Annotated in this window: 34 protein-coding genes; 16 read left to right on the plus strand and 18 right to left on the minus strand. The window is 38.5% G+C overall.

Going from position 1 to position 24,469, the window contains the following annotated elements; genetic code table 11:
* Window positions 1-119: 119 nt before the first annotated feature.
* From MTO68_RS17320 to MTO68_RS17365, 10 genes are all read right to left on the minus strand, one after another.
* Entirely contained in the window at window positions 120-344 is a 225-nt protein-coding gene (locus MTO68_RS17320; RefSeq protein ID WP_004823306.1) for a hypothetical protein, read from the minus strand.
* Window positions 345-399: 55 nt separating this feature from the next.
* Window positions 400-573, minus strand: coding sequence for a hypothetical protein (locus tag MTO68_RS17325; RefSeq protein WP_004823307.1), 174 nt, complete (start codon window positions 571-573; stop codon window positions 400-402).
* A 57-nt stretch (window positions 574-630) separates the two neighbouring features.
* Window positions 631-1,035 carry a hypothetical protein gene (locus MTO68_RS17330; RefSeq protein WP_004817468.1) on the minus strand — a complete coding sequence of 135 codons (405 nt, stop codon included), beginning with the start codon at window positions 1,033-1,035 and terminating at the stop codon, window positions 631-633.
* A gap of 592 nt (window positions 1,036-1,627) precedes the next feature.
* Window positions 1,628-1,861, minus strand: coding sequence for a hypothetical protein (locus MTO68_RS17335; RefSeq protein ID WP_004823308.1), 234 nt, complete (start codon window positions 1,859-1,861; stop codon window positions 1,628-1,630).
* A 104-nt stretch (window positions 1,862-1,965) separates the two neighbouring features.
* Window positions 1,966-2,142 (minus strand): hypothetical protein, encoded by a 177-nt coding sequence (locus MTO68_RS17340; RefSeq protein ID WP_004823309.1) that lies wholly within the window; start codon window positions 2,140-2,142, stop codon window positions 1,966-1,968.
* A 332-nt stretch (window positions 2,143-2,474) separates the two neighbouring features.
* Window positions 2,475-2,927 (minus strand): hypothetical protein, encoded by a 453-nt coding sequence (locus MTO68_RS17345; protein WP_004823310.1) that lies wholly within the window; start codon window positions 2,925-2,927, stop codon window positions 2,475-2,477.
* Window positions 2,928-3,036: 109 nt separating this feature from the next.
* Window positions 3,037-4,413: a replicative DNA helicase gene (locus MTO68_RS17350; protein WP_244013603.1), complete on the minus strand. Its 1,377-nt coding sequence runs from the start codon at window positions 4,411-4,413 to the stop codon at window positions 3,037-3,039.
* The gene (locus MTO68_RS17355; RefSeq protein ID WP_244013605.1) at window positions 4,403-5,512 is read right to left on the minus strand and encodes a DUF1376 domain-containing protein; all 1,110 of its coding nucleotides are present in this window, start codon (window positions 5,510-5,512) and stop codon (window positions 4,403-4,405) included. The genes MTO68_RS17350 and MTO68_RS17355 overlap by 11 nt, the downstream gene beginning before the upstream one ends.
* On the minus strand, window positions 5,509-5,784 hold the full coding sequence (locus tag MTO68_RS17360) for a hypothetical protein (RefSeq protein WP_244013607.1): 276 nt from the start codon (window positions 5,782-5,784) through the stop codon (window positions 5,509-5,511). Before MTO68_RS17360 ends, MTO68_RS17355 begins: the two co-directional genes overlap by 4 nt.
* A gap of 54 nt (window positions 5,785-5,838) precedes the next feature.
* Window positions 5,839-6,021, minus strand: coding sequence for a Cro/CI family transcriptional regulator (locus tag MTO68_RS17365; protein ID WP_244013608.1), 183 nt, complete (start codon window positions 6,019-6,021; stop codon window positions 5,839-5,841).
* 98 nt (window positions 6,022-6,119) lie between these two features.
* Here MTO68_RS17365 and MTO68_RS17370 point away from each other — a divergent pair, with 98 nt between their 5' ends.
* The 11 genes from MTO68_RS17370 to MTO68_RS17420 all read left to right on the plus strand — a co-directional run bounded on the left by MTO68_RS17370 (window position 6,120) and on the right by MTO68_RS17420 (window position 11,265).
* On the plus strand, window positions 6,120-6,902 hold the full coding sequence (locus MTO68_RS17370; RefSeq protein ID WP_244013610.1) for a helix-turn-helix domain-containing protein: 783 nt from the start codon (window positions 6,120-6,122) through the stop codon (window positions 6,900-6,902).
* Between the two features lie 268 nt (window positions 6,903-7,170).
* The gene (locus MTO68_RS17375) at window positions 7,171-7,650 is read left to right on the plus strand and encodes a hypothetical protein (RefSeq protein ID WP_244013611.1); all 480 of its coding nucleotides are present in this window, start codon (window positions 7,171-7,173) and stop codon (window positions 7,648-7,650) included.
* On the plus strand, window positions 7,643-7,936 hold the full coding sequence (locus MTO68_RS17380) for a hypothetical protein (RefSeq protein ID WP_244013613.1): 294 nt from the start codon (window positions 7,643-7,645) through the stop codon (window positions 7,934-7,936). Before MTO68_RS17375 ends, MTO68_RS17380 begins: the two co-directional genes overlap by 8 nt.
* On the plus strand, window positions 7,933-8,274 hold the full coding sequence (locus MTO68_RS17385; protein ID WP_244013615.1) for a hypothetical protein: 342 nt from the start codon (window positions 7,933-7,935) through the stop codon (window positions 8,272-8,274). Before MTO68_RS17380 ends, MTO68_RS17385 begins: the two co-directional genes overlap by 4 nt.
* Window positions 8,267-8,500 (plus strand): hypothetical protein, encoded by a 234-nt coding sequence (locus MTO68_RS17390; RefSeq protein ID WP_035371059.1) that lies wholly within the window; start codon window positions 8,267-8,269, stop codon window positions 8,498-8,500. The genes MTO68_RS17385 and MTO68_RS17390 overlap by 8 nt, the downstream gene beginning before the upstream one ends.
* A complete protein-coding gene (locus MTO68_RS17395) occupies window positions 8,497-9,078 on the plus strand; it encodes a hypothetical protein (protein ID WP_244013617.1) in 582 nt (193 codons plus the stop codon). The genes MTO68_RS17390 and MTO68_RS17395 overlap by 4 nt, the downstream gene beginning before the upstream one ends.
* Window positions 9,078-9,626: a hypothetical protein gene (locus MTO68_RS17400; RefSeq protein ID WP_004823326.1), complete on the plus strand. Its 549-nt coding sequence runs from the start codon at window positions 9,078-9,080 to the stop codon at window positions 9,624-9,626. The genes MTO68_RS17395 and MTO68_RS17400 overlap by 1 nt, the downstream gene beginning before the upstream one ends.
* Window positions 9,627-9,636: 10 nt before the next feature.
* Window positions 9,637-10,065, plus strand: coding sequence for a hypothetical protein (locus MTO68_RS17405; RefSeq protein ID WP_004823328.1), 429 nt, complete (start codon window positions 9,637-9,639; stop codon window positions 10,063-10,065).
* On the plus strand, window positions 10,062-10,784 hold the full coding sequence (locus MTO68_RS17410; RefSeq protein ID WP_004823329.1) for a phage antirepressor KilAC domain-containing protein: 723 nt from the start codon (window positions 10,062-10,064) through the stop codon (window positions 10,782-10,784). Before MTO68_RS17405 ends, MTO68_RS17410 begins: the two co-directional genes overlap by 4 nt.
* Complete coding sequence (locus MTO68_RS17415) at window positions 10,781-11,017, plus strand: hypothetical protein (RefSeq protein WP_004823330.1); 237 nt, start codon at window positions 10,781-10,783, stop codon at window positions 11,015-11,017. The genes MTO68_RS17410 and MTO68_RS17415 overlap by 4 nt, the downstream gene beginning before the upstream one ends.
* Window positions 11,014-11,265, plus strand: coding sequence for a hypothetical protein (locus MTO68_RS17420; RefSeq protein WP_004823333.1), 252 nt, complete (start codon window positions 11,014-11,016; stop codon window positions 11,263-11,265). The genes MTO68_RS17415 and MTO68_RS17420 overlap by 4 nt, the downstream gene beginning before the upstream one ends.
* Here MTO68_RS17420 and MTO68_RS17425 read toward each other — a convergent pair.
* Both MTO68_RS17425 and thrH read right to left on the minus strand, forming a co-directional pair.
* A complete protein-coding gene (locus tag MTO68_RS17425) occupies window positions 11,240-12,190 on the minus strand; it encodes a tyrosine-type recombinase/integrase (protein ID WP_004823334.1) in 951 nt (316 codons plus the stop codon). The genes MTO68_RS17420 and MTO68_RS17425 overlap by 26 nt on opposite strands.
* A 186-nt stretch (window positions 12,191-12,376) precedes the next feature.
* Window positions 12,377-12,994 carry a bifunctional phosphoserine phosphatase/homoserine phosphotransferase ThrH gene (thrH, locus tag MTO68_RS17430; RefSeq protein ID WP_004717409.1) on the minus strand — a complete coding sequence of 206 codons (618 nt, stop codon included), beginning with the start codon at window positions 12,992-12,994 and terminating at the stop codon, window positions 12,377-12,379.
* Window positions 12,995-13,315: 321 nt separating this feature from the next.
* Here thrH and MTO68_RS17435 point away from each other — a divergent pair, with 321 nt between their 5' ends.
* Window positions 13,316-14,050 carry a phosphoadenylyl-sulfate reductase gene (locus tag MTO68_RS17435; protein WP_004717410.1) on the plus strand — a complete coding sequence of 245 codons (735 nt, stop codon included), beginning with the start codon at window positions 13,316-13,318 and terminating at the stop codon, window positions 14,048-14,050.
* Window positions 14,051-14,455: 405 nt separating this feature from the next.
* Window positions 14,456-15,913 carry a wax ester/triacylglycerol synthase family O-acyltransferase gene (locus MTO68_RS17440; protein ID WP_209827326.1) on the plus strand — a complete coding sequence of 486 codons (1,458 nt, stop codon included), beginning with the start codon at window positions 14,456-14,458 and terminating at the stop codon, window positions 15,911-15,913.
* Between the two features lie 80 nt (window positions 15,914-15,993).
* Here the strand turns inward: MTO68_RS17440 and MTO68_RS17445 are convergent, their stop codons facing one another.
* From MTO68_RS17445 to MTO68_RS17470, 6 genes are all read right to left on the minus strand, one after another.
* Window positions 15,994-16,167, minus strand: coding sequence for a PA1571 family protein (locus MTO68_RS17445; RefSeq protein ID WP_004717412.1), 174 nt, complete (start codon window positions 16,165-16,167; stop codon window positions 15,994-15,996).
* Window positions 16,168-16,299: 132 nt separating this feature from the next.
* Window positions 16,300-17,754 (minus strand): ribonuclease G, encoded by a 1,455-nt coding sequence (gene rng, locus MTO68_RS17450; RefSeq protein WP_004717413.1) that lies wholly within the window; start codon window positions 17,752-17,754, stop codon window positions 16,300-16,302.
* Window positions 17,755-17,805: 51 nt separating this feature from the next.
* Window positions 17,806-18,372 (minus strand): Maf family nucleotide pyrophosphatase, encoded by a 567-nt coding sequence (locus MTO68_RS17455; RefSeq protein WP_244013619.1) that lies wholly within the window; start codon window positions 18,370-18,372, stop codon window positions 17,806-17,808.
* A complete protein-coding gene (gene mreD, locus MTO68_RS17460; protein WP_004717415.1) occupies window positions 18,360-18,857 on the minus strand; it encodes a rod shape-determining protein MreD in 498 nt (165 codons plus the stop codon). Before mreD ends, MTO68_RS17455 begins: the two co-directional genes overlap by 13 nt.
* A complete protein-coding gene (mreC, locus tag MTO68_RS17465) occupies window positions 18,844-19,701 on the minus strand; it encodes a rod shape-determining protein MreC (protein ID WP_004717416.1) in 858 nt (285 codons plus the stop codon). Before mreC ends, mreD begins: the two co-directional genes overlap by 14 nt.
* Window positions 19,702-19,732: 31 nt before the next feature.
* The gene (locus MTO68_RS17470) at window positions 19,733-20,773 is read right to left on the minus strand and encodes a rod shape-determining protein (RefSeq protein WP_279578596.1); all 1,041 of its coding nucleotides are present in this window, start codon (window positions 20,771-20,773) and stop codon (window positions 19,733-19,735) included.
* 134 nt (window positions 20,774-20,907) lie between these two features.
* On the opposite strand from MTO68_RS17470, the gene gatC reads away from it, so the two are divergent.
* From gatC to gatB, 3 genes are read left to right on the plus strand one after another with little or no spacing between them, the layout of a single operon-like run.
* Entirely contained in the window at window positions 20,908-21,222 is a 315-nt protein-coding gene (gatC, locus tag MTO68_RS17475; protein ID WP_004717422.1) for an Asp-tRNA(Asn)/Glu-tRNA(Gln) amidotransferase subunit GatC, read from the plus strand.
* A gap of 52 nt (window positions 21,223-21,274) precedes the next feature.
* Window positions 21,275-22,753: an Asp-tRNA(Asn)/Glu-tRNA(Gln) amidotransferase subunit GatA gene (gene gatA / locus MTO68_RS17480; protein WP_034610768.1), complete on the plus strand. Its 1,479-nt coding sequence runs from the start codon at window positions 21,275-21,277 to the stop codon at window positions 22,751-22,753.
* Window positions 22,753-24,234, plus strand: a complete 1,482-nt coding sequence (gene gatB / locus MTO68_RS17485) for an Asp-tRNA(Asn)/Glu-tRNA(Gln) amidotransferase subunit GatB (RefSeq protein WP_004717427.1) — start codon at window positions 22,753-22,755, stop codon at window positions 24,232-24,234. Before gatA ends, gatB begins: the two co-directional genes overlap by 1 nt.
* Window positions 24,235-24,469 lie beyond the last annotated feature (235 nt).

Here is a 24,469-nt window from a genome sequence, read left to right on the forward strand (position 1 = left end):
CACCCAAAAAGAATCACGGCAACTGTGAAGTCTTTATTAGAAGCCCAATTGATGGGCTTTTATTTTTTCTGCATTACTTTCATCACCCAATAAAAAACCTCCCGAAGGAGGTTTAGTTATTAACCAACTAACTGCTTACGAAAGGATTTATGGATCATCTCTTTTATGTCATCTTCTAAGTTGGCTTCAAATATAAGAATAATACTTGCAGATTCAAATTCATAAGACGACTTATCATATTCTTGACCAGATAGATAAAGTTCTAGATTCCCGCTATTACTTATATCTGAGAATCCAAATTTATCTCCACAAATATTTACTAAGATATATTGTTTTGATTTCATTATTATCTCTATAATTAATTTAGAAACAATAAATTATCAAATTATCCAAGTAAGATCAATCACCCAACACAACTCTTAAATTCTTAATCTGTTCTTTTAATCGAATCATCACATTGTCTATTGCGATTAATTCACTATGTCTTAATCCTGAACGGCTAAGGTTCTGATACTTAGACAGCTCAGCACTGCAAAGCTCTAAGTCTTTTCTAGCCTGTACAGTGTCTGTCATAGTTTCCTCTAGGCATTAAAAAACCCCAACTGAGTGGGGTTATATATAAATTATGATTTAAGAATCATTAGTCCAAACTTTATCTTCTATATCTTGATAAATAGATTTAGGAGATGTGCCTACACCTGAAGAGTCACAGTTACTGCATTCACAGTAAAATGAGTTTTCAGATACCATAAAAACATTCATAGTATTCCCATAACAGATTGGACAATCATCTACAGCAGCTACTGGGGTTCTTTTCGCCAGCACAATTGTATTTTCAATTTCAAGAGCCTTACGGTCAATCTCGGCATTTATTTCAGAAATTTTGGAATTCTCTTTTGCTAACTCTTCTTTAGTTAGTTGAGAAAGATGTAGATGTGGAAATACAATCGACATTGGTCCTAAGTCTGGTTCTTGCTTGTGATTTGCCGGATTTTCTTCAGGGAAATCTTCAAAGTATTCTGACCACTCACCCATAATTATCCCCTTAATATTTTTGAATAATATATCAGGAAATATTTCTTATTGAAATCTATACCACATCAACCACCTTCCCACACTTCCGACATTCTCTCACCGTGAAGAAATCTGAATATTCCCAAACGTGACGACAGAAGATTTGTTTGATTCGGAGCATGTTGTTCTCCTTGGAATTAAAAAGGACGTGGTGATCTGCCACATCCTTGCCTTAGTTTACGATACTGATCAGCTCGGCAACTGATCTACCGCTACTCAACACAACAAACATCTCAAAGTTAGCTATTGATCCGCTCTGTGTCTTTCAATTCCATTGGTCGGGGAGTCACCGACGCTTTAAGGCTCTGAGGCTAACTCAATGTGTGACGAAATCACATTGGATTCAAACCGATTTATACGGCTGGTTTCTGCATCCCACCGTTTGCGCTTATAGCTGAACAAATTGTACAGCGTCACAAATCCAAGTTGCTTCTAAAGCTAACGATCTTTCATGAGCAGACCCTCAATAGATTACTTGTGCATGTCACAAGCACCTTTATAAAATTTAGACGTAAAAAAAGACGCCTAAGCGCCTTTATAAAAAATATTAAGATTAGATTTCTTGTTGATTATTTAAAGCATGCAACAAAGCTACTTCACGTCTATGCTCAAATAAGCCTTTGTATACATAAAATACTTCTACCTTATTTGATTTAGGGTTCATAAGTTCCATCAATTCATAAACTTCAGATCTTAATGGATTATCATGTGGGTCTACTTCAAATTTTCCAATATTCTCAACCCACTTACCCATCTCACTACCGCCAACACACAATATTTTTTTCAAAGCTATTCTCCAATTTTTTTCATCTGGAGATTTTTATCACATAGAGACAAAAAAGCCCACCTTTCGATGAGCCTATTCAATCTTTCCAAATAAGGGATAATCCCTTATTTGATCTGCCTTGCCAGCTTTTCAGCCTCGACAAACGCATCATGAAAACTTAATTTATCTGAAAACCAAAACTTATATGTCTTTTCACCAATTACGATTGACTGCTGAAAGTAATCATTCGGGCTTTTCTCTACAACCTGACCGTTCTGTTCGCCACCGATGCAAATATTCATGTGTTTTCCTATTTATCGGTGGGAGTGTAGCACTAAACGGTTTCTAAAAATGTCCAGACAAAAAAATACCCACGTATTGGAATAGATGGGTATGGAAATCAATTATTACGCGTAAAAAATAATACAATAATGATCAACAGAAGGACAAAAGCAATCATGAAAAACCAATTGATGCTCATTCAAATCCCTCCAAGAATAAGTTATTAGTACTATGAGTTACTAGAAAATAAGCTTAGTAAAAAAATACCCACTTAAGAGGTGGTCTAAGTGGGTTTAGAATCCAACTAGCTATTTACGCATAGTTTTCAACTATAACCAATATTTCATACTTTTCATTTAAACGCAAACTTTTTATTTAATTTAAGTCTCTTGTCATGCCCTGCCAAATAAAATTCACCTGCATAAAGCATGCTGTTGATTGAACTGCGACTCAATTTAAATCTTTCTGCCATCTGATCAAGGCTTAAACCACATACCCATTTTTCAATGAACAAGTTAATTGCTGGCCTTGCAAACTTGCATATTGTCTTTGAGTGCTTTAACTCATAGATCATTTTCTCAACCTGCAGCGCTTCAAAATCACTGATCTCAATAATTACCTGTTTTGAGTTAGGTCTTATTTTTGCTTCTTTTTCACGTGCTAACCAGTATATTTGATTGATTTCTAATTGATCAGGTTCATGCCCTCCACGCATACGGTTAATCGAGATCCATGCGCCATACTGCTTAAACCAATCTTCAAGGGTAAGCTTAGGCCAGTCCATAATTTCAATCTTAGAATTCATTTACTCACCACTGGAATTTGTTGGAAATCGCAACGAGCTGTACTTACACCACGTTTTAAATGTTCAGCTTCAGCATTTAAATTTTGGTCATTATTTGTCATGTTAATTTTCAAAACGGCAACCTCTCCTCATCTTCAGCTTTCAATAAGTGGTGATTTATATCGAGTGTGACAAATCGACAATGAGCTAAATCCGTTGCCAACCTGACTGTTCCAACTTCACCATTACGACATTTTGTAATAATGATTTCTGCAATCCCTTTCTCTTTACTATCCTTGTTGTAGTAATCATCTCGATAAATCATCATGATTACATCCGCATCTTGCTCGATTGCACCTGAATCACGTATATCAGAGTTTTTAGGGCGTTTATCTCCATTCTTTTCGACACCACGGCCGATCTGCACGAGTGAAATCACAGGGCAATTAAACTCAATGGCGATTTTTTTTAATCCATCAGAAATTGCAGCTATTTCTAAATCTTTACGGTTGGGCGCTTTAATCGGTGACTCGAGTTTTTGAAGGTAATCAACCAAGATAGCTCCAACTTCACCATATTGCGCTTTTACACGTCTTGCAGATCTTCGAATATCAGAAAGTGATGCACCTGGTTTCTCATCGATTTTAAGTGAAATGCTATCAATAATTACTTGAGCATTAGCCATTCGACTAAAAACTTCACCATCGGTCGTAACACCAGTTTTAACTACCTTGAAATTTACTTTTGCAATTGAACTAATCAACCGTTGAGAAATTGGTGCGCCTTTCATTTCCGCTGAAATAAACAAAGCAGGCTTCTTCTGACGTAATGCAATGTCTTGGGCAATGTTTTGAAGAAGTGTTGTTTTACCCATTGATGCACGAGCACCAATACAAATCAGATCACCGTTTTCAAGCTCCCCCAACATGTCATCCAAATCACGAAAACCTGTAGTGACACCCTTAACAATCGGCTTATTGTTATGCCAAGCTTCATGGCGAGCTACACACTCTTGCAATGCAATTTTTGAAAAGTATGAAGCATCCTGCAAGGTATCACCCTCATCATCCGAATCAATCTCATTGAGGATATTTTGAGCTAATGAAAGCGCTTGATCTGGACTTTGCTCAATATTGCGAGTTACTAGCTGAATTCTTTCACCAGCTTCATGAATTTTACGCCATACAGTTAATTCTCTTAACCTAACAATGTGCCCTTCAAGTTGTGATGGTAAGCAAACAATTGCTATAACTTCTTGAATATATTGCTCAGTGACCATCTTTGATTTTTGAAGGTCTAACCTAATTTGGTCCCACACCATAATCACATCAAACTGTTTCCCTTGAGCGTGTAATGCTTTGATTTCAGAAAATATGATTTTATGTTTTGGCGCATAAAAATTGTTTTCAGAGAGATCATCAACAAACTCGTCAACATTCCCATGTGAACCCATGAGAGACGACAAAACGGCTTGTTCGATTTGCAATGAGTAAAGATTATTTTCCATTAAGCATCTCCATTCCCATCGCTAAGTAATCTGTCTCAACCATCGTGAATTGAACTTGTTGTTCAGGTGGTTTGTTTTGGAGGTCATCATAATGAGGCTGTTGGGTTTGCTGCTCCACAGGGGGTACCATTTCAATGAACCGATCTAACTTACTTGCTTCACGGCAAATTAATTCAATATCTGTGTGTTTACGTTCAACGTGATAATCGGATTTAGAACACCCAATAATCCCTTGCTTGATTTGCTCAACTGAATAACCCTGCTTCAGCCTTGAGAGAATCTTGCTTTTGCGTTTGTCATCCAACACGGTTTGATTGGATTTACCAAATGTCGCTTTCCAAAACTCAAAAATTTCTTGAATCTCGTTTTTAAAGTTTTGATTTTTGGCTGGCTCAGGTTCACCGCTAGGTGGACATATGTTTTTATTATTTATATTATGTTCCCTTATATTATGTTCTGTTCCCTTAAGAGCATTTTCCAACGGAATTCCAGCGGAATCATTCTGTGATTCTTTTGGAATGATTTCGGAATCGCTAACCTGTTCTTTTGGAAAGTTATTGGAAGCAACTTGGTTTTCCGATATTTTTCGTGTGGAATCATTACTCCAATCACTAGGCATTCCAGCAAATATCCAAACATCAAGTGATGGAATGATGATTTGTTCATGCTCAGGAATTTGTTTATTTGCCTTGCGAATACGATCAGCAAACTTTTTATAACTGTACTCTCGTTTTGATTTCCAGCTCTCTAAAGCCTTTTCAGAAACCACAGGATGGTAATAGCGATTATCGTCACACAGTATCCAGCCATGCAAAGCCTCTTCCTTGAATTTTTCCCATTCCTTAACTACACGGCCAAATCCAGCTAGGTTAGATAACACTCGATCATCGTTAGGGATACTTCCAGCTGGCAATTGATGCCATGAAGCACACATCAACAAAAATCCTGCGCGAAATGCTTCAGCTTCAACGAGTGCTGTAAAATCACTATCTCGAAAGCGAACCACATCTAATGGCATATACTCAAAATCTCTAAGGTCTACATTTTCAAGAACTAGAGGTTTTGGAAGTTGTGAGTTATTTTCAGTTTCACTCATCATAATTTACCTTTAGCCTCGAACATTTTTCTATAAGCCGACTCAAAGCGATGGATTAATCCAAATTTGTACATGTTGATACGCAACTCTTCGCAAGTATCTGCAATTGATTTTGATTCTTCAGGCTTACAGATTCGAATAACGCCTAATGCATCCTCTAATTCAGTCTCAACCTTTTTGTATTCCTCAAGTGCATCTGAATAAGCCTCATGATCAATCCACCATTGGTCATCATTTGAACTTTCTAAATCTTGTGCTAATATCGATCTATTCATAGAGTCGTTCCTGTGATACAAACAACCTCCTTCTTTTCGAGCCGAAGGAGGTTTTTAATTTTTGGATTTTCTCTTAATTGGTTCGTTTCCCTTTGCTAAATCAAGAATTTGATATTCTCGAGCCAAAGGAATTCTTTCTTCATCCCATCCGCTAATAGCATTGTGTGTAATCCCTAATTTATCTGCTAATTCAGTCACAGACATTTTCACAAGAGACAGCGCTTCTGTTTTGGTCACTTATATTACCCTTGAGTAACTTTACTTACCATATTAAACTACATAAAACTTACCTCGTCAATTGGTAAGATAACTTACAAACTAATGGTTGAATCGATATGGAAACGCTTGGAACTCGTCTCAAAGAACTAAGAAAGAATAAAAAACTTACTCAACTGAATATCGCTGATGCATTAGGTGTATCTAAGACATCTGTGATTTACTGGGAAAAGGACGAAAACATACCTAAACATGAGAGTTTGACTGCTTTAGCAAAACTTTTAGATACTAGTACTGACTGGTTACTAACAGGTAAAGAATCGAATTCTTTCAAGCCATTAAGCTTTGATGAAATTAAAAAGAAATTTGGTGAGCCTAAAGCTGTAGTTGAAGATATTGAAAATGACAATGGTATTAGGTTTTACAACTATGGAGATCCAGTTCCTGAAGGGTACACTGCAATAGACTACTTTCCTGAGGTCAAAGCTAGTGCCGGGAATGGCTACATAAACCTTGAAGAAAGCAGCCCATATAAACTATTCATTGGTGATGCTGAACTCTTACATGCTGGCGCTAATGCACCACACTGCAAGATCATCAACGTAGACGGTGAAAGCATGATGCCTGATCTCTATCCAGATCAAAAAGTATCAATTGATATGTCAGCTACAAAAATTTATGACGGTGAAATTTACGCTTTTACTAGAGGAAGCGAACTCAAAATTAAGATTCTTTTTAATTGGGGTGAAGAGGGTCAAGGTGGTTTTAGGGCTGTTTCTAGAAACTTTGACAAAGTTCGCTTTCCTGATGAGTATTACTCACCTGCCCTAATAGAATCAGAGAATGTTCGTATTGTGGGTCAATTATGGTGGAAGCAAGAAGTTCGAAAAATTAGACGATAATATAATGAAAACCTTTTAACTAAGTTGAATCTATTTAACCCTGCTATATGCAGGGTTTTCTTTTGTTTGTTTAATCACATCAAGTAAGCTTTAAACTAAAAAAGTAATTTTAATTACTTTTATTATTGACAAGAAAAGTAAGTTAGATTACCTTTATTTCACAGAAACACAAAAAGCCCCACACTGTGGAGCTAATTTTAAAACTTAATGCTTTTCTCTGTTACCTACCAAAATTCCAGAGATGCATTGTTATAACTGGTGATTTATTATGAACCAAAAAACCAATATTAGTCAAGTTCGTGATTCAAACTCACTTGCTTTACTCGCAAAGAAATTTGATGAAACTTACGATGAGCAAGAGATTCCTTTAAAAGCTCTTTCGTTTTCAGCAACACTTAAAGAAATTGAAAGCCTATTTGATCCTGATTGCACTCATCTTCCTGATGGTGTACGCAAACCAACCCGATTAAGCCTTATTAATATTGCGTCCTTGCTACTTTTCAAAGTTGATCTGTTTGTTGCTGAGTTGAGTGAATCTGAGCTTAATAATGAAGATATTGAGTCGATAATGACCATTGTCCATGATCTATCTTTTGCTTTGAATGCTCTGGAAGCAACAACAATGGTGGACAGATTTGCAGCTGCTTTCGCACGTGGAATTTATCTTATTAGTGAAGATCTTATTAAGCTTGTAGAAAGTATTCCAGACCTCCTTAAAGCAAATGTAGAGGGGAATGCAAATGTCTAAGTCTCCTTTAAAAACCGTCACAATTGACGATTTGCAATTTGCAAATGTTGTTGCTCATAAAGACTTACAGTGGGTTGTTAATATCCTTGAGGATATTAAGCACAAAATCAAAGTAATTAAAGCTGATTGTGTGGAAAAAGGTGTACATCCTTACACGTTCAATAACCTTGAAACTTTCCTTGATATTAATGAATTCACAATGAAAAACCGTTGTGATTACTACGATCAGGAAGTGGAAGAAATTGGAATAGAGATTGATGCTTTGAACAAAGGAGCATCGGAATGAGTAAGACAACCTACAACCTGCCTAAACACTCACAAGATTGGCTTGCAAGTGTTCTAAAAAGTAAGCAGTACTTTCATTATTTTGCTGTTGCCTTTGAGGGTGACTTGTATCCAATGGGTAAATGGAATGCTCCTTTTTACACCGCAGAAGAAGCATTTCTATTCAAAGAGGAATTGCAAAAACAATTTCCAGATAAAACTTTTATGCGAGTTGAAGGTGGAATATATGCAAGCATAGCAGTAGAAGCAAAAAATGAAAATAAATACTGGAATGCTTGGATTAAAAAGCATTTAGAGCGTGTTGCTACACTTGAAAAGAATGGTGATTCCAATGACTGACCTTTCTAACCTACCAATCAAAACTAAACAACTGGCTTTTGTTTTGTGGCTACACAAGATTGGCTATAAAGGCGTTATTCGCCCATGTGGAACTTTCGAGTTTCAATGCCACGTTATAAATAAAAGATTCCCTAGGAACGTGAAAATCGCTCCTAACTGGAAATTCAATAAACCAGCACAACAACTTTACGCAGAATTTTTAGAACATCTAGGAGCACCAGAATGAAAAGATTAATTTTGCCATGGATCTTATTGCAATCAGCTTCAATTTGTTCAGCTAAAAATGATCATCGTAAATACTTAAATAGTGTCACTTTAATTGATGGCCATGTTGTGGCTACAGATGCAGAACGTGTTTTTTACTGCAAATATGATGAATTACCAAAACTTAAAAAGCCTTTAACTATTCCACTCAAGGCAATTAAAAACCTTGAGAAAAAACTAGATAAAACACACTCAAATTGTTTTGTTGAAGTTGTGCATCATACCGATGGTTTGGCTTTGAATGTAAATGATATTGATCCAGAGATATTTACCCCTGTTGAATCGATATTCCCTGCTGAATGGCAAGCAATGATTCCTCAAGATGATGGAATGCAATACAAGGGCGCATCACCTCATTTTCAATGGCGCCATATGGTTGATTTTCAGAAGATCAACAAGCTATTGGGTGCAACCAATCCAGATGACACATATCTAAAACCAACAGGTATAGACACCCCTGCCCATGTTTATTTTTATGGCAATGATTATTCAGGTGCCAAGGGTTTGATCATGCCGATTAATGGACGGGGTGAAGCGTAATGAAATTTAAGAAAACAATTGAGCTTCAGTACGACAATCTTAAAGCTACTGTACTGTGCAAGTCTAAACATGATGTGCGTTTTTATCTTACTGGTGTTTATGTGGGTGATGGTTTTGTGGCTGCTACTAATGGGCACATGGCTTTGATCTGTATTGAACCCGATACAGTTGGTATGGACGTAATCATACCAGGTGATGCAATTGATTCGTTAATTCGTAAAGTTGGCAATAAAAGCAAAATCAAAACCACTCTTTTGCATCAGATTGATGATGAATTTTGGTGCTTAAACCACGGCGGAAATTTTGAAATGTTTAGGCTTATTGAGGGTAAATATCCAGATATTAAGCGTGTTGATATTCCTAAACCTACAGAGATCCAATTTAAGTTTTACCCTAAGTTCAATCTTGAATATTTGAGTATTTTTCAGAAAGTAGCGAAAGTTTATAAACAGGCTTTCCCATCTTTCTACCCAACAACTGAAAACCATAGCGCATATGTAGAAATCACAAATGATGTGCACGGCATTTTAATACCTCTCAGGGTTTAAGGGTGAATCTATGTCTAAATTCAAAATCGGTGACATTATCCGAGCTAAGAAAGGAGTTATTCAACTCCCCCCAATGGTGAAAGTTAAAAATAAACAATCACTTAGCTCAAATAAACTTACAAATGTATTTGAGTTCACAGGTGAGCAAGGTAAACGTGATTGCGAAGTGATGTTTGCTGAGCTGAATTTAGATATGAGCAAATTTGCTCATATCTACACCGATAATATCGGTTCAGTTCAAATTGGTAAAAATACTCTATCATTAATTTTCTGGACTGAAAAAGGTGTAAGTATCCAACCTCAAATTGAGGATGGGATTAAATCGGCAAATGAAATTGTATTTGCCGAGTTTGAAATAGATGCGCTCAGTTTTGAGCACATCTATTTAGACACCACAAAGCAAAGCAACCTTGGAAGTAACAAGGAGATCAAAGCATGAACGCATTAGTGAATTTAAATACTGTTTCAGTCTCAAGTTTAGATATTGCAGAATTGGTTAAAACTGAGCACCGCAATGTAAAAATATCAATTGAAAGATTGATGGAAAAAGGCGTAATCCGACATACGCCAATGACGAATGTCGAAAAAATCAATAACTTAGGATTTTCAATTCAAGTCGGTGTTTATATTTTTGAGGGAGAACAAGGCAAGCTAGACTCAATCACTGTAGTCGCTCAACTCTGTCCTGAGTTTACTGCAGCTTTAGTCAAACGCTGGTATGAATTGGAAAACCAAAAACCAAGAGAATTAACTCGATTAGAAATATTACAGATTGCTTTGCATGCCGAGCAAGAGAACCAAGTTCTACACGAAAAAGTTGAAATTCTTGAACCTAAGGCAAAAGCGCTCGATACCATCGCTAATACCGAGGGTACATACAACATTCGTGAATGTGCCAAAACAATTGGTATAGGTGAACGCAAGTTAGTCGATTTACTACTTAAAAAGAAATGGATCTATCGCGAGGAAAGTGGTCGTTTACAGCCATATGCCACCAAACGTGCTGAAGGTATTTTTATAAATCGACCTTCACCCGTTGTTACTAACAAGTATACAGGTGAAGAACAAGTTCATTTACATATGCGCATAACTGCTTATGGATTAACAAAAATCGCTGAATTGGTAAATAATTTTTTTAGTGAGGATGGTGTGGAATGAATACATTAAAGGAACAATTGGACCATGCTCAAGGCGTAGCTGAATTGGCGACTAGTGTAATTTGTAGCCTTATTGCATTAATTGAGTCTCAAGACATAGATATTTCAGATGTTGAATGCTCTGTCTGCACTGAGGGTGATCAGCAGATAGGCAACAAAATTACATTGCGGCAATTAACAAATGTAGTGCTGGATGAACTGAATACGGTTAAAGTGTTGGAAGGTGTGGAATGAGTGAAACTAAAATGATCAGTATCCCTGAAAACGAACTTGAATCATTACTTGATCGTGTTTGTCGAAAAGCAATCCGAGAGGCATTTGCAGAACAGGAAGATGAGTTTTTAAATATTAAACAAATTTGCGATCGTATTTCTGGTTTGTCTTGGTACACGTTTAAGAACTTGGCCAAAGAAAAAAATCTAGTGAGTATTAATGGTAAATACTCACTAAAAGCAGTTAAAGACGCGATGCGATCTGAGTAGCTGTTGGGTTGTAATAGATCATTGCCCTTTTAGGGTCTACCCATCCAAACATCTTACATAAATCAAGCAGTGGCAACTTTAGAGCAATTCGGGTTGCTGCTGTATGTCTGGTGTCATGAAAAACGATATCAAGCAAGTTTGCTTTAATCCTTGCACACATAAAATTGTAGCTCGCCATCCCAGGGGAATAATTAAACACCTTCCCGGACTTCTTTACGCCAATACCAGTAATCAACTCAATCGCAGTATTGCTTAATGGGACCTCTCGTGGGCGCCCGTTCTTAGTGGTTTTTAAATACAAGTATTGTTTATCAATAAATATGCGTTCCCATTCAAGCCCACATATCTCCGCTTGTCGCATGCCTGTTTCAAGTGCAATCAGAAAGATTGTTCGTAACTCGTCATCTAGGTATGGGAGTAATGTTTCTACTTCATATTCTGAGATTACTTTTTCACGATGTGCTGAAGCTGCAGGTAATTTAACCTCAAACATAGGGGATTTTTTTAGCCACAATTTTGTATCGATACACCACGTAAACATTGCTGATAATATCTGCATTTCGCGGCGTACTGTTGCAGAAGCAACCTCTTCAAGTCTGGATTCCCGATATAAAACTAAATACTCCTTATCCACACTATCAATAGGGATATCTACCTTCATGATTCTAAGAAATTGATTTATTCGGTTTCGCTCTCGATCAGCACCTTTTTTATTAATAGAAACATTATCTCTATATTGCTCAAGCGCATCTCTTAAGGTTATGTGGCAGTAATCATTTTTTCTTTCATTGCGTAACTGGATCTCTAATGCTTGGGCCCATGCTTTAGCATCACGCATAGTGGTAAACGTTTGGGATTGTGACGGATGAGGTTTGATTCTTACGGTAGCCGTAACCCCTTTCTTCCTTTTTTGATATGTTGCCATTTTAAATTCAATCCAGTTGCAATGTTGCACGTTTGTTGCATTTGATTTTAAATAATATCGAATAATTAGTACAATGAAATTTAAATCAATTCAGTAAAGATATGATTTTTATTTATTTTATAATTTTAAATTAAATACCATTAAAAACAAAAGGCGCATTAAGCGCCTTTGGGTTTAAATCTTAGATTAAGCTGGAATATCACGAATAGATGCTTTACGAATTGCTTCTTTCAGTGCGTCATAACCATGAATTGGCGGGAACTGTGGAAATTCACGAATCACATTTTCAGGCGCGTCAAATAAGAAACCATGATCAGCTTCACCCAACATGGTTGTATCGTTATACGAGTCGCCTGCTGCGATTACACGGTAATTTAGACCATGTAAGGCTTTTACAGCTTCACGTTTTTGATCAGGTTGGCGCAACTTATACGCAGTGATCATACCATTTTCATCAGTTTCTAATTTATGACAGAAAATTGTTGGCCAACCTAACTGTTGCATCAACGGATGTGCAAACTCATAAAATGTATCTGAAAGAATAATCAACTGAAAATGGGTACGTAACCATTCTACAAACTCTTTTGCACCGGGAAATGGCCCCATGTCTGCAATCACAGCTTGAATATCATTTAAGCCTAAACCATGCTGTTTAAGAATATTTAAACGTTGAGTCATCAACACATCGTAGTCAGGAATATCACGAGTTGTTGCTTCTAATTCTTTGATTCCTGTTTTTTTAGCAAAATTGATCCAGATTTCTGGTACCAATACACCCTCAAGATCAAGACATACGATTTCCATGGGTTCTCCCAAATGTCAGTTAAAAATTTTGGGCTTATCATAGCACTAAAGTTTAAAAAGAATGCTGAAAGTTTTTACAGCAAACCCATTTCATTTGGTTATGCATAAGGCTTGTCAATATTTACAAATCTGTTTTATTCATAAGCATTTTAATTAATCTGCTAAGTAGCATATTTCATTTACTTTAAAATATCTGGATCGTCAAAAGCAGTAATTCACATAAGTTGAATTGCGCTAATTTTTGCCAAAATGCTTAAATTCAAATATCTTTTGAACATGTTTACGAAAATTGTAGCTTCAAGCTAACTGCCAGGAGCAGATATGACCGCCATTCCAACCATAGATCTTGTGGACGCACTTGCGACTGAGTATGCCGACAAATCACCTTCTGAAATTTTAGAACTTGCGCTTTCTCAGCAAGGTGAAATTGCAATTTCATTTTCTGGCGCAGAAGATGTTGTTCTTATCGATATGGCACACAATTTAGGTAAACCATTTCGTGTTTTTAGTTTAGATACAGGTCGTTTACACCCTGAAACCTATCAATTTCTTGAAACCGTACGTAAGCACTATGGGATTAAAATTGAGATTTGCTTTCCAGAAGCCGATGCCGTTCAACAGTTGGTCAATGAAAAAGGTTTATTTAGCTTCTATCAAGATGACCATAAAGAATGCTGTGGTATCCGAAAAGTTCAGCCACTACGTAAAAAATTAGCCACTTTAGATGGTTGGATTACTGGACAACGCAAAGATCAAAGTCCGGGCACACGTACGGAAATTCCAGTCATTCAAGCGGATAGTGGTTTTTCTGGTGAAGGCAAACAATTGATTAAATATAACCCATTGGCCAATTGGTCAAGTGCGGATGTATGGAACTATATCCGTATGATGGAGATTCCTTATAATCCATTACATGAAAAAGGCTTTATCTCAATTGGCTGCGAACCATGTACCCGTCCAGTATTGCCAAATCAACATGAACGCGAAGGTCGATGGTGGTGGGAAGAAGCAACACATAAAGAATGTGGCTTACACGCAGGCAATTTAAAAAAGTAATATCAGGAAAACTCATTAAAACTCATGAATTTTTATTAACTTAACGTTCATCGAAATGCTTGGATTTTACGCTTAGAAAAGTTTTATACTAAGGTTTGTTGATATTTCATCTATAGCTTGTGTTATAGGCTAAAGTTGAGTAGGCAAAGGCATGAAAAAATAGTGAGACTATTTTCAGGTTTCATCACTCAAACTGAGAAATTTTAGCTATACCCAGAATGCCAACAAAGCGCTGCATTGTTGGCAACACAAAAAGTAACGATGTAACTGATGTTTTCCAACATCACATCGTTGTAAACATGGACGAATGATCAACAGACCCAAGTTACACGGTTCTATAATTCTAACAATTCACCAGCTCATAAAAGAGTTGTTGTAGAAATTGCAGTGAGGCAATCCAAGACTATGCGCCCATTACACCCTATTGATTTTATTTTTTTAAATTTAGAAAAACGTCAACAACCCATGCATGTTGGTGGGTTATTCTTATTTGAAATACCAGAACATGCGCCTTCTACCTTCATTCAAGATCTTGTTGCAGATATTCGTAATTCAAAATCCATTCCAGTTCCACCCTTTAATAACCGCTTAAGCGGCATGTTTTGGGATGAAGATGAAGAGTTTGATATCGACCATCATTTCCGTCATATCGCATTACCTCATCCGGGACGTATCCGTGAATTATTGGTTTATATTTCACAGGAACACAGTTCGTTGATTGATCGTGCAAAGCCGCTTTGGACTTGTCATATTATTGAAGGGATTGAAGGCAATCGCTTTGCCATGTATTTTAAAATCCACCATGCCATGATTGATGGTGTGGCTGGTATGCGTCTGGTGGAAAAATCATTTTCAAAAGATGCTGACTCCAAAACCATTATTCCGCCTTGGTGTGTCGAAGGTAAACGGGCAAAACGTTTAAAAGAAACTAAACTGGATAAAGCTAAAAAAATATTCTCTGCTTTAAAAGGGCAAGTTGAAGCAGCACCTAAAGTGACTCAAGAGCTGTTCCAAACAGTATTTAAAGAAATGGGGAAAAACCCCGATTATGTTTCAAGCTTCCAAGCACCAAGCAGTTTATTTAACCAACGGGTAAGTTCATCACGTCGTTTCGCTGCTCAGTCTTTTGAACTTGATCGTTTTAGAGATATTTCCAAAGCCCTTGGTGTTACGATTAATGATGTGGTACTTGCGGTGTGTGCAGGTGCATTACGTGATTATTTAATCACACAAGAAGCTTTACCGAAAAAACCGCTGATTGCGATGGTTCCTGCCTCATTACGTGATGATGACTCAGATATGAGTAATCGTATCACCATGATTTTGGCAAATTTAGGTACACATAAAGAAAGTCCTTTAGAGCGTTTAGACATCATTAAACGCAGTGTACAAAATGCAAAAAATCGTTTTAAACGTATGAGTTCTGATCAAATCTTAAATTATAGTGCTTTCGTTTTTGGTGCAGCAGGTGTGAATATTGCATCAGGACTCATGCCAAAACGTCAGGCGTTTAACGTAATCATTTCCAATGTACCTGGACCACGTGAACCTTTGTATTGGAATGGCGCTAAATTAGATGCTCTCTACCCTGTTTCTATTGTTTTGGATGGTCAGGCACTAAATATCACCATGACCAGTTATTTAGATAAATTAGAAGTCGGTTTAACCGGTTGCCGTAAATCTCTACCTAAATTGCAGAATCTTCTCACGCATTTGGAAAATGAAATCCAAAAGTTTGAGCAAATTATTGCAGAGAAAAATGCACTAGAACTCGCCGATAAAAAGCCAAACGCTCAAGCCAAGGCAAAAACGGATACTCAAGATGTAGCGAAGGAATCTGTTGCAGCACGAAAGTTAGTATAGGATTTTATAATTGATTTTAGTGTTGATTGAGAGATAAAAACATAAATTGATTCAAAAATTAAGGGGCTAATATATGCCCCTTAATCTTTAACATTACGACACTTATTTAACAGTTGATGACAGACATTAACCACCATGTCTTTGGTGATTTTCACTTCTTGACCATTGTCATCTAACATAACACATGTGTTTTTAGGTTGGCTTTCCAACACATGCTTAATACTACGACTGATTAATTGTTCACTTACACTCATTTTATGACCTCACTTGCTAAGACTGTGAAAGGGAGAAAGTCTTTGGCTACCTTTGTAATCTAGTATTGTGAAATCAGTTGAAAAAGTAAAATTTCAGATGTAACAACTGTTTAACGACATCCTGTTACAATTTCAACTCAAAATGATATCGTATTGCTCTTGCGTGTATAAATTTTCGACTTGGAATTTAATCACGCGATTAATAAAATGCTCTAAATCCGCGACAGCTGGGGCTTCCGCAGTTAATAGGCGATCAATCACCGATGGATGACCGATAACAGTAAAGCCACTCTTAGACTCATAAGCACGGGTATATCTTAAGATTTCTCGAAAAATTTCGTAACATACTGTCTCTGCTGTTTTCACAAATCCGCGCCCTTGACAGGTCGGACATGATTCACACAACAAATGCTCTAATGATTCACGGGTACGTTTACGTGTCATTTCAACTAAGCCAAGTTCAGAGACTTGGGTAATCTTGGTTTTTGCATGGTCACGTTCCAGCATTTTATCAAACTGGTTCATGACCTCTTCACGATGTACAGCTTCCTGCATATCAATGAAGTCAATAATGATAATGCCACCCAAATTACGTAAGCGTAATTGGCGCGCGATCACCTGTGTCGCTTCCATATTGGTTTTAAACACAGTGTCTTCTAGCGTGCGCCCACCAACATACGAACCTGTATTGACATCAATTGTGGTCATCGCTTCAGTCTGGTCGATCATCAGATAGCCACCTGACTTCAAAGCTACACGGGTTTGTAATGCTTTTTGGATATCTTCTTCGACATTGTACAAATCAAAAAGTGGACGCTCACCAGGATAATGCTGCAAGCGGCTTTCCATACTCGGTACAAATTCACAAACGAACTCTTGCAACTTGGCATGTATTTCTCGTGAATCGACATAAATCGTTGCCGTATCATCATTGGCTAAATCACGAATAACACGTTGTGGTAAAGGAAGCTCTTCAAAAATCAACGAAGGAACTGCAATAATTTTTTGTTTTTTCTGAATAAATTCCCAAAGCTTGGCTAAATATGCCATATCTTGAGCAATTGAAGCCTCTTCAATTCCTTCAGCGGCTGTACGTACAATCACTGAACCCGGCAACTTATGCTCGCTTTGAATTCTTTCAATCATCGAGCGTAAACGGTCTCGTTCTTCTTCAGACTCAATTCGTTGCGATACACCAATATGACTGCCATATGGCATCAAGACAAGATAACGAGATGGGATAGAAAGATCGGTACTGAGTCGCGCACCTTTAGTGCCCAACATGTCTTTCATCACTTGAACCGTCAGAATTTGACCAGGTTGTAATAACTCAAAGACATTTGGTGTAGGTTGATTACGCGGCCAAATCATATCATTGATGTGTAAGAATGCAGTACGAGATAACCCGATATCGACAAAGGCTGCTTGCATCCCTGGAAGTACACGGACAACTTTTCCTTTATAAATATTCCCGACTAACCCGCGTTTAACAGTTCGTTCAACAAACAGTTCGTTGACCGTACCATTTTGAATTAGCGCCACACGACATTCCATAGGTGTGACGTTAATCAATAACTCGTCAGACATAACTAAACTCAAAACATTATAAAAATTCTTTTCAGCAGTTAATTTAGTGCCTCAACTGCGCTGATCTATACGATCAAGTAACTGTATCGTTTCATGCAACGGTAGCCCAACCACATTGCTATAACTACCCTTTATACCTGTCACATACTTTGCCGCAATGCCTTGAATTGCATATGCGCCAGCTTTCCCCAAAGGTTCACCTGTAGCCCAATATTCTTCCATATCATTCAGACTGAATTGTTGGAACTCAACTTCCGTGCGAACCACGACACTCAATAATTGATGTGCATTTGCAACACAAACACCTGTCAACACTTCATGTTTTTGACCTGACAATAATGTCCATATTTCAAAAGCATGCTGCTTAGATGTTGGTTTCCCAATAATTTGATTGGCAAAAACCAAGCTTGTATCTGCTGCAATAACAGTGCTTTGTGGATGCAAAGTCAATACCACTTTGGCTTTGCTTTCAGCCAAACGTTGTACATACTGCTCAATCTGTTCATGTTCCAAGACAGATTCATCAATATCTGGGCTGTGGATGCTAAAATCCAAGCCCACTTGTAAAAGCAGCTCTTTACGCCTTGGTGAGCCTGAGGCCAGAATTAAATGCGCCATCTTCTTAATAAATAATAAAGAACTGGCCAGCAAAAAATACTTGAAACCAATGTTTGCCAATGACGGGTAATCGAAAAATGCGTACCTGCCATCACTTGTGCCATAAAGGTAAAGACCAAATGCGCAAGAATTGCAAACATACTAATAATCCAAAGATTACTAAATGTCAGTACACGTCTTTCTCGAATAAAATAGCGAGTTAAAAATGCAATCAACACATAGCTCAATGCATTCATCCCCAAAGGTGCATCTAACAATAAGTCAGTAAATAGCCCCATGGTAAATGCAAACCAAATTCCACACCATGTAGGCTGACACAGCACCCAAAATAGCATGATTAAAAACATATACAGTGGCCGCCATCCTGCTAATGCATAGGACATCGGATAAACCACTAAAATTGAACCAATAATAATTGAGACAACAATAATCCATAATGGATCTTTACGTTGCTTTTCAGAAGGTAATTTCTTAGCGATCAACATTTGGCTGCTCCATCGCTAAAGAATCAGAGAAAAGTACCACAACATGATGACCACCTGCTAATTGTGCAGCGGGAACCACATCAATTTGCGCAAACTCACCCGTGTTATGACGCATGACTTTAGATACAGAACCAACCAAATAGCCTGCTGGGAAATGTTGCCCCAAACCTGAACTATAAACTTTATCACCCACTTTGATATTGGCACTTGTTGGAACATATTCCATTTTCAAATGTCCTAAATCACCAGTACCCGTCACGATGGCACGCATACCTGAGCTTTCTAAACGTACAGATAAAGAATGCTCTTTATCGGAAAGCAACATAACACGACTACTATGTGGATAGACGTTGATGATTTGCCCCATGATACCTTTATCATCTAAAACGGTTTGCCCGACTTTTAAATGATTGGCTTCACCACGGTTAATGATAATGATATGGCGCAATGGGTCAGCATCGGTTCCAATCACTTCTGCAATTTCCATACGCCCATCGATAATCAATGGCGTATCGAGTAAACCACGTAAACGGGTATTTTCAGCAGAAAGTTCAGAGAGTTTTTGCAGACGTACTTGAGCCTGAAGCAATTCAGCTTGCATCGCGGTATTTTCACGACGTAACTGAGCCTCAGATTTAGTTTGTTGATTTAGCCATTCTTTCGACAATACAGGATAGCTTGCTAAGGCATAAATTGGATTATATGCCGCATACAAGACATCTCTTGCAGGTTGAATCACTTGTGGCATGCGCCAGTTAAAAAACAGCACTACCAAACAAGTGATGACCGCAATGATGAACGAGCGAAAAGATGGCGGTTGTCTTGAAAAGAGATTCGGTTGCACCGCCTCATCCTTAAACTTAATCGAGTATAGTTTAGCCTACAAAAAGCATATCATGGTTTGGATTGTCAAAGAATTCTAAGACTTTACCGCCACCACGCGTTACACAAGTTAAAGGATCTTCTGCTACAACAACAGGTAAACCTGTTTCTTGGGCAAGCAACTTATCTAGGTTACGCAGTAATGCACCACCACCTGTCAACACAATACCACGCTCTGCGATATCAGAAGATAACTCAGGTGGAGTTTGCTCAAGTGCTGATTTCACAGCAGAAACAATACTTTGTAATGGATCAGAAATCGCTTGGGTAATTTCATCTGAAGTTACCGTAATAGCACGCGGTACACCTTCAGCAAGGTTACGACCACGAACTTCAATTTCTAAAGTTGTGCTGTCAGCAACAGCCATACCCACTTCTTTTTTGATAGTTTCAGCTGTTGTTTCACCAATTACACAACCATGTGCTTTACGTACATAGTTAATAATTTGTTCATCAAAAACATCACCGCCAATACGTAAAGAATCTGCGTACACACAACCTTGTAAGGAAATGATGGCAATTTCAGTTGTACCACCACCCACATCTACGACCATAGAACCACATGCTTGCTCAACAGGCATACCCGCCCCAATCGCAGCAGCCATAGGCTCTTCAATCAAACGTACATCACGTGCACCTGCGTTAAACACAGCTTCACGAATCGCACGGCGTTCTACCAATGTTGATTTACATGGTACGCATACCACTACACGAGGTGCAGGTGGAAATAAACGTTTTTCATGCACTTTACCAATAAATTGATTTAACATGGTTTCAGTAACTTCGAAATCTGCAATAACACCATCTTTCATCGGACGGATTGCAGAAATATTGGCTGGGGTACGACCAAGCATTTGCTTAGCATCTAAACCCACAGCTGCAACAATTTTCTGCGAACCACTGTGACGAATCGCCACAACTGTCGGTTCGTTTAATATAATGCCCCTTCCTGGTGCATAAATAAGTGTATTTGCAGTACCTAAATCAATGGCGAGATCTGGCGAAAACAAGCCAATTAGTCGTTTTAGAATCACGGGTCGTTCTCAGTTTAAACTTTATATGGACGCAAGATGGCAACTTTAACTAAATGTGATGATTTGAACAAGTCAATCGCTTATTATAACGCACGATATTTTGAATTTTTTTAAAACTGATTAGGTGAGACATCATGTCAAGTTCAGATGTTCAGCATTCTGCAGAATTAAATGCACAAACTGTATCACAAATCGCCAATCTTGCTCGATTGTCGCTGAATGATACGCAATCTGCTGAATATGCTCAAAGTTTAAATAAAATCTTAGGGATGATGGAGACCTTAAAAGCGATCAATACCGATGGTGTTGAGCCACTTAAGAGCCCATTTGATAATCCGCAACCACTTCGTCCAGATGTCGTGACTGAAGCGAACCATCGTGAAGAATATCAAGCCATTGCTCCTGCAACTCAGGATGGTTTGTACCTCGTTCCGAGAGTGATTGAATAATATTTGATCAAATGAACTTATTTTAAAAAATTAATCGTAAAGAATTGTACTCATGACTGATTTACACCGTTTATCGATTCGTGAAATGACAGAAGGCTTAAAATCTGCCCAATTTTCATCTCGTGAATTGACTCAGCATTATTTGGACCGTATTGCGAAAATTGATGATCGTGTCAAATCGTATGTAACGGTCACTCCCGAACAAGCATTGGCTCAAGCTGATGCTGCTGACAACTTACTAAAATCTGGAACTGCTGGCATATTGACTGGTGTTCCACTGGCGCATAAAGATATTTTCTGTACCCAAGGGATTAAAACCACTGCGGGTTCAAAAATGCTGGACAACTTCATTTCACCTTATGATGCAACTGTGGTGGCGAAAGCCAAAGCAGCTGGCCTAGTGACTTTAGGTAAAGTGAACATGGATGAATTCGCAATGGGTTCAACCTCTGAGAGCTCATTCTACGGCGCGACTAAAAACCCATGGAACTTAGAACATGTTCCTGGTGGCTCTTCTGGTGGTTCTGCGGCTGTTGTTGCAGCTGATCTTGCCCCGCTTGCAACAGGTACCGACACAGGTGGTTCAATTCGCCAGCCTGCTTCTTTCTGTGGCTTAACCGGTCTTAAACCGACCTATGGCCGTGTCTCTCGTTTCGGGATGATTGCATTTGCATCATCACTGGATCAAGGTGGACCAATGGCACGTTCTGCTGAAGACTGTGCTTTTTTGATGAACACCATTGCTGGACATGATCTCAAAGATTCAACGTCAATCAACAAAGAAGTAGATGACTATGTTGCAAACTTAAATGCAACAGCAGTGAAAGGTTTACGTATTGGTATTCCAAAACAATACTTCAATGTTCAAGGTCTCGATGCAGAAGTTAAGGCACGTGTTGAAGAATCTTTGAAAAAATTACAAGACATGGGCGCGATATTGGTTGAGATTGACCTCAACATGACTGAAGCCTATGTACCAACTTATTATTTGATCGCGCCTGCGGAAGCGTCTTCTAACTTGTCACGTTATGACGGTGTTCGCTATGGCTACCGTTGTGAAAACCCAACGGATATTTTAGATCTCTATAAACGCTCTCGTTCAGAAGCGTTTGGTGCAGAAGTACAACGTCGTATCTTGATTGGAACTTATGCGCTTTCTGCTGGTTATTACGATGCTTACTACGTGAAAGCACAAAAAGTTCGTCGTTTAATCCAACAAGATTTCTTAAAAGCTTTTGAGAATGTCGATGTCATTGCAGCACCATCTGCACCAACGACAGCATACAAAATCGGTGCGAACTTGAGTCCAACCGAAATGTATTTAGGCGATATCTATACACTTGCGGTGAACTTGGCAGGCTTACCAGCCATTAACGCACCTGTTGGTTTTGATACGAATAATCTCCCAGTAGGTTTACAGTTAATTGGTAACTATTGGTCAGAATCACAATTGCTTTCAATTGTGCATCAATATCAACAAAATACAGATTGGCATACTAAACGTGCGGCAATTGCTGAGGAGAATGCATAATGACTGAAGCTCAAAAGTTAGCACCATCCGTATCAAAGCTGATTGACGGTTGGGAAGTCGTTATTGGTATTGAGATTCACACACAGCTTGCAACTCAGTCTAAAATCTTTTCAGGTTCATCAACTGAATTTGGTCAAGACCCAAATACTCAAGCCAGCCTTGTTGACTTGGCAATGCCGGGTGTACTTCCTGTGCTAAACCAAGAAGTGGTTGATCTTGCAATTCGTTTTGGTTTGGGGATTGATGCCTATATCGACCAAGCCTCTGTGTTTGCGCGTAAGAACTACTTTTACCCAGACTCGCCAAAAGGCTACCAGATCAGCCAGATGGACAATCCTATCGTCGGGCTAGGCCATATCGACATCCAGCTTGAAGATGGCACAGTGAAGCGTATAGGCGTGACTCGTGCGCATTTGGAAGAAGATGCAGGTAAATCGATTCACGATCAATTCGAAGGCATGTCTGGCATCGACTTAAACCGTGCTGGCACCCCTTTACTGGAAATCGTGTCTGAACCTGATATGCGTTCAGTTGAAGAAGCCGTTGCTTATATCAAATCGATTCATACATTGGTGCGTTGGTTAGGTATTTCTGACGGTAACATGGCTGAAGGTTCATTCCGTGCTGACTGTAACGTATCGTTACGTCGTCCGGGGCAACCATTTGGTACCCGTTGTGAGTTAAAAAACCTCAACTCATTCCGTTTTATCGAACAAGCCATCAATGTTGAAATTCAACGTCAAATGGACATCTTGGAAGATGGCGGTCGTATTGATCAAGAAACCCGTTTGTTCGATCCGAACAAAATGGAAACACGTTCAATGCGTTCTAAGGAAGAAGCCAACGATTACCGTTACTTCCCTGACCCTGACTTGCTTCCAGTGATCATTGCAAATGAGCAAATTGAAGCTGCTCGTGCTGCACTTCCAGAGTTACCTAAAGCACGTCGTGCGCGTTTTATCGCTGACTTTGCTGTGACTGAATATGATGCACATGTACTGACTCTATCTCGTGAATTGGCTGACTTCTATGAAGCGGTTGTTACGGCTTCTGGCGGCGCGGCTCAAGGTAAAGTTGCTGCAAACTGGGTGATGGGTGAATTCTCAGGTGCTTTAAATAAAGCCAGCCTTGAACTTCAAGACTCTCCTGTTTCAGCAGAACAACTGGGCGGGATGATCGCACGTATTGTTGACAATACCATTAGCGGTAAGATTGCTAAGCAAGTGTTTGGCTTTATGTGGGAAGAAGGCAAAACTGCAGATGACATCATTGCTGAAAAAGGCTTGAAACAGGAAACTGATACAGGTGCCATTGAAGCAATCATCAAAGAAGTGCTTGCTGCCAATGAGAAGATGGTTGAAGAGTATAAATCTGGTAAAGAGAAAGCATTCAATGGTCTAGTTGGTCAAGTGATGAAAGCCTCTCGTGGTAAAGCCAACCCTGCTCAAGTCAATGAATTGATGAAGAAATTGATTGGTTAAGCTGATTTAATTTTAAAAGACAACCCGCTTTAGAGCGGGTTTTCTTTGTTTAAAGCGTTGGTATGTTTAGCTTTTTAAAAATTTGGTTATATTCAAATCTATTGTTTTATTTCAAAATTTTTTATATGGAAAAGCACCCTCACCCCAGCCCTCTCCCAGAGGGAGAGGGAGCGTCATCTGATTTTAATCATGTTATTAATCTCATACTTTTTACGAGTTAATAAGCATAACGAGG

Origin of the sequence: Acinetobacter sp. NyZ410 (genome assembly GCF_022828975.1) — a bacterium.
Classification (GTDB): Bacteria; Pseudomonadota; Gammaproteobacteria; order Pseudomonadales; family Moraxellaceae; genus Acinetobacter; species Acinetobacter guillouiae.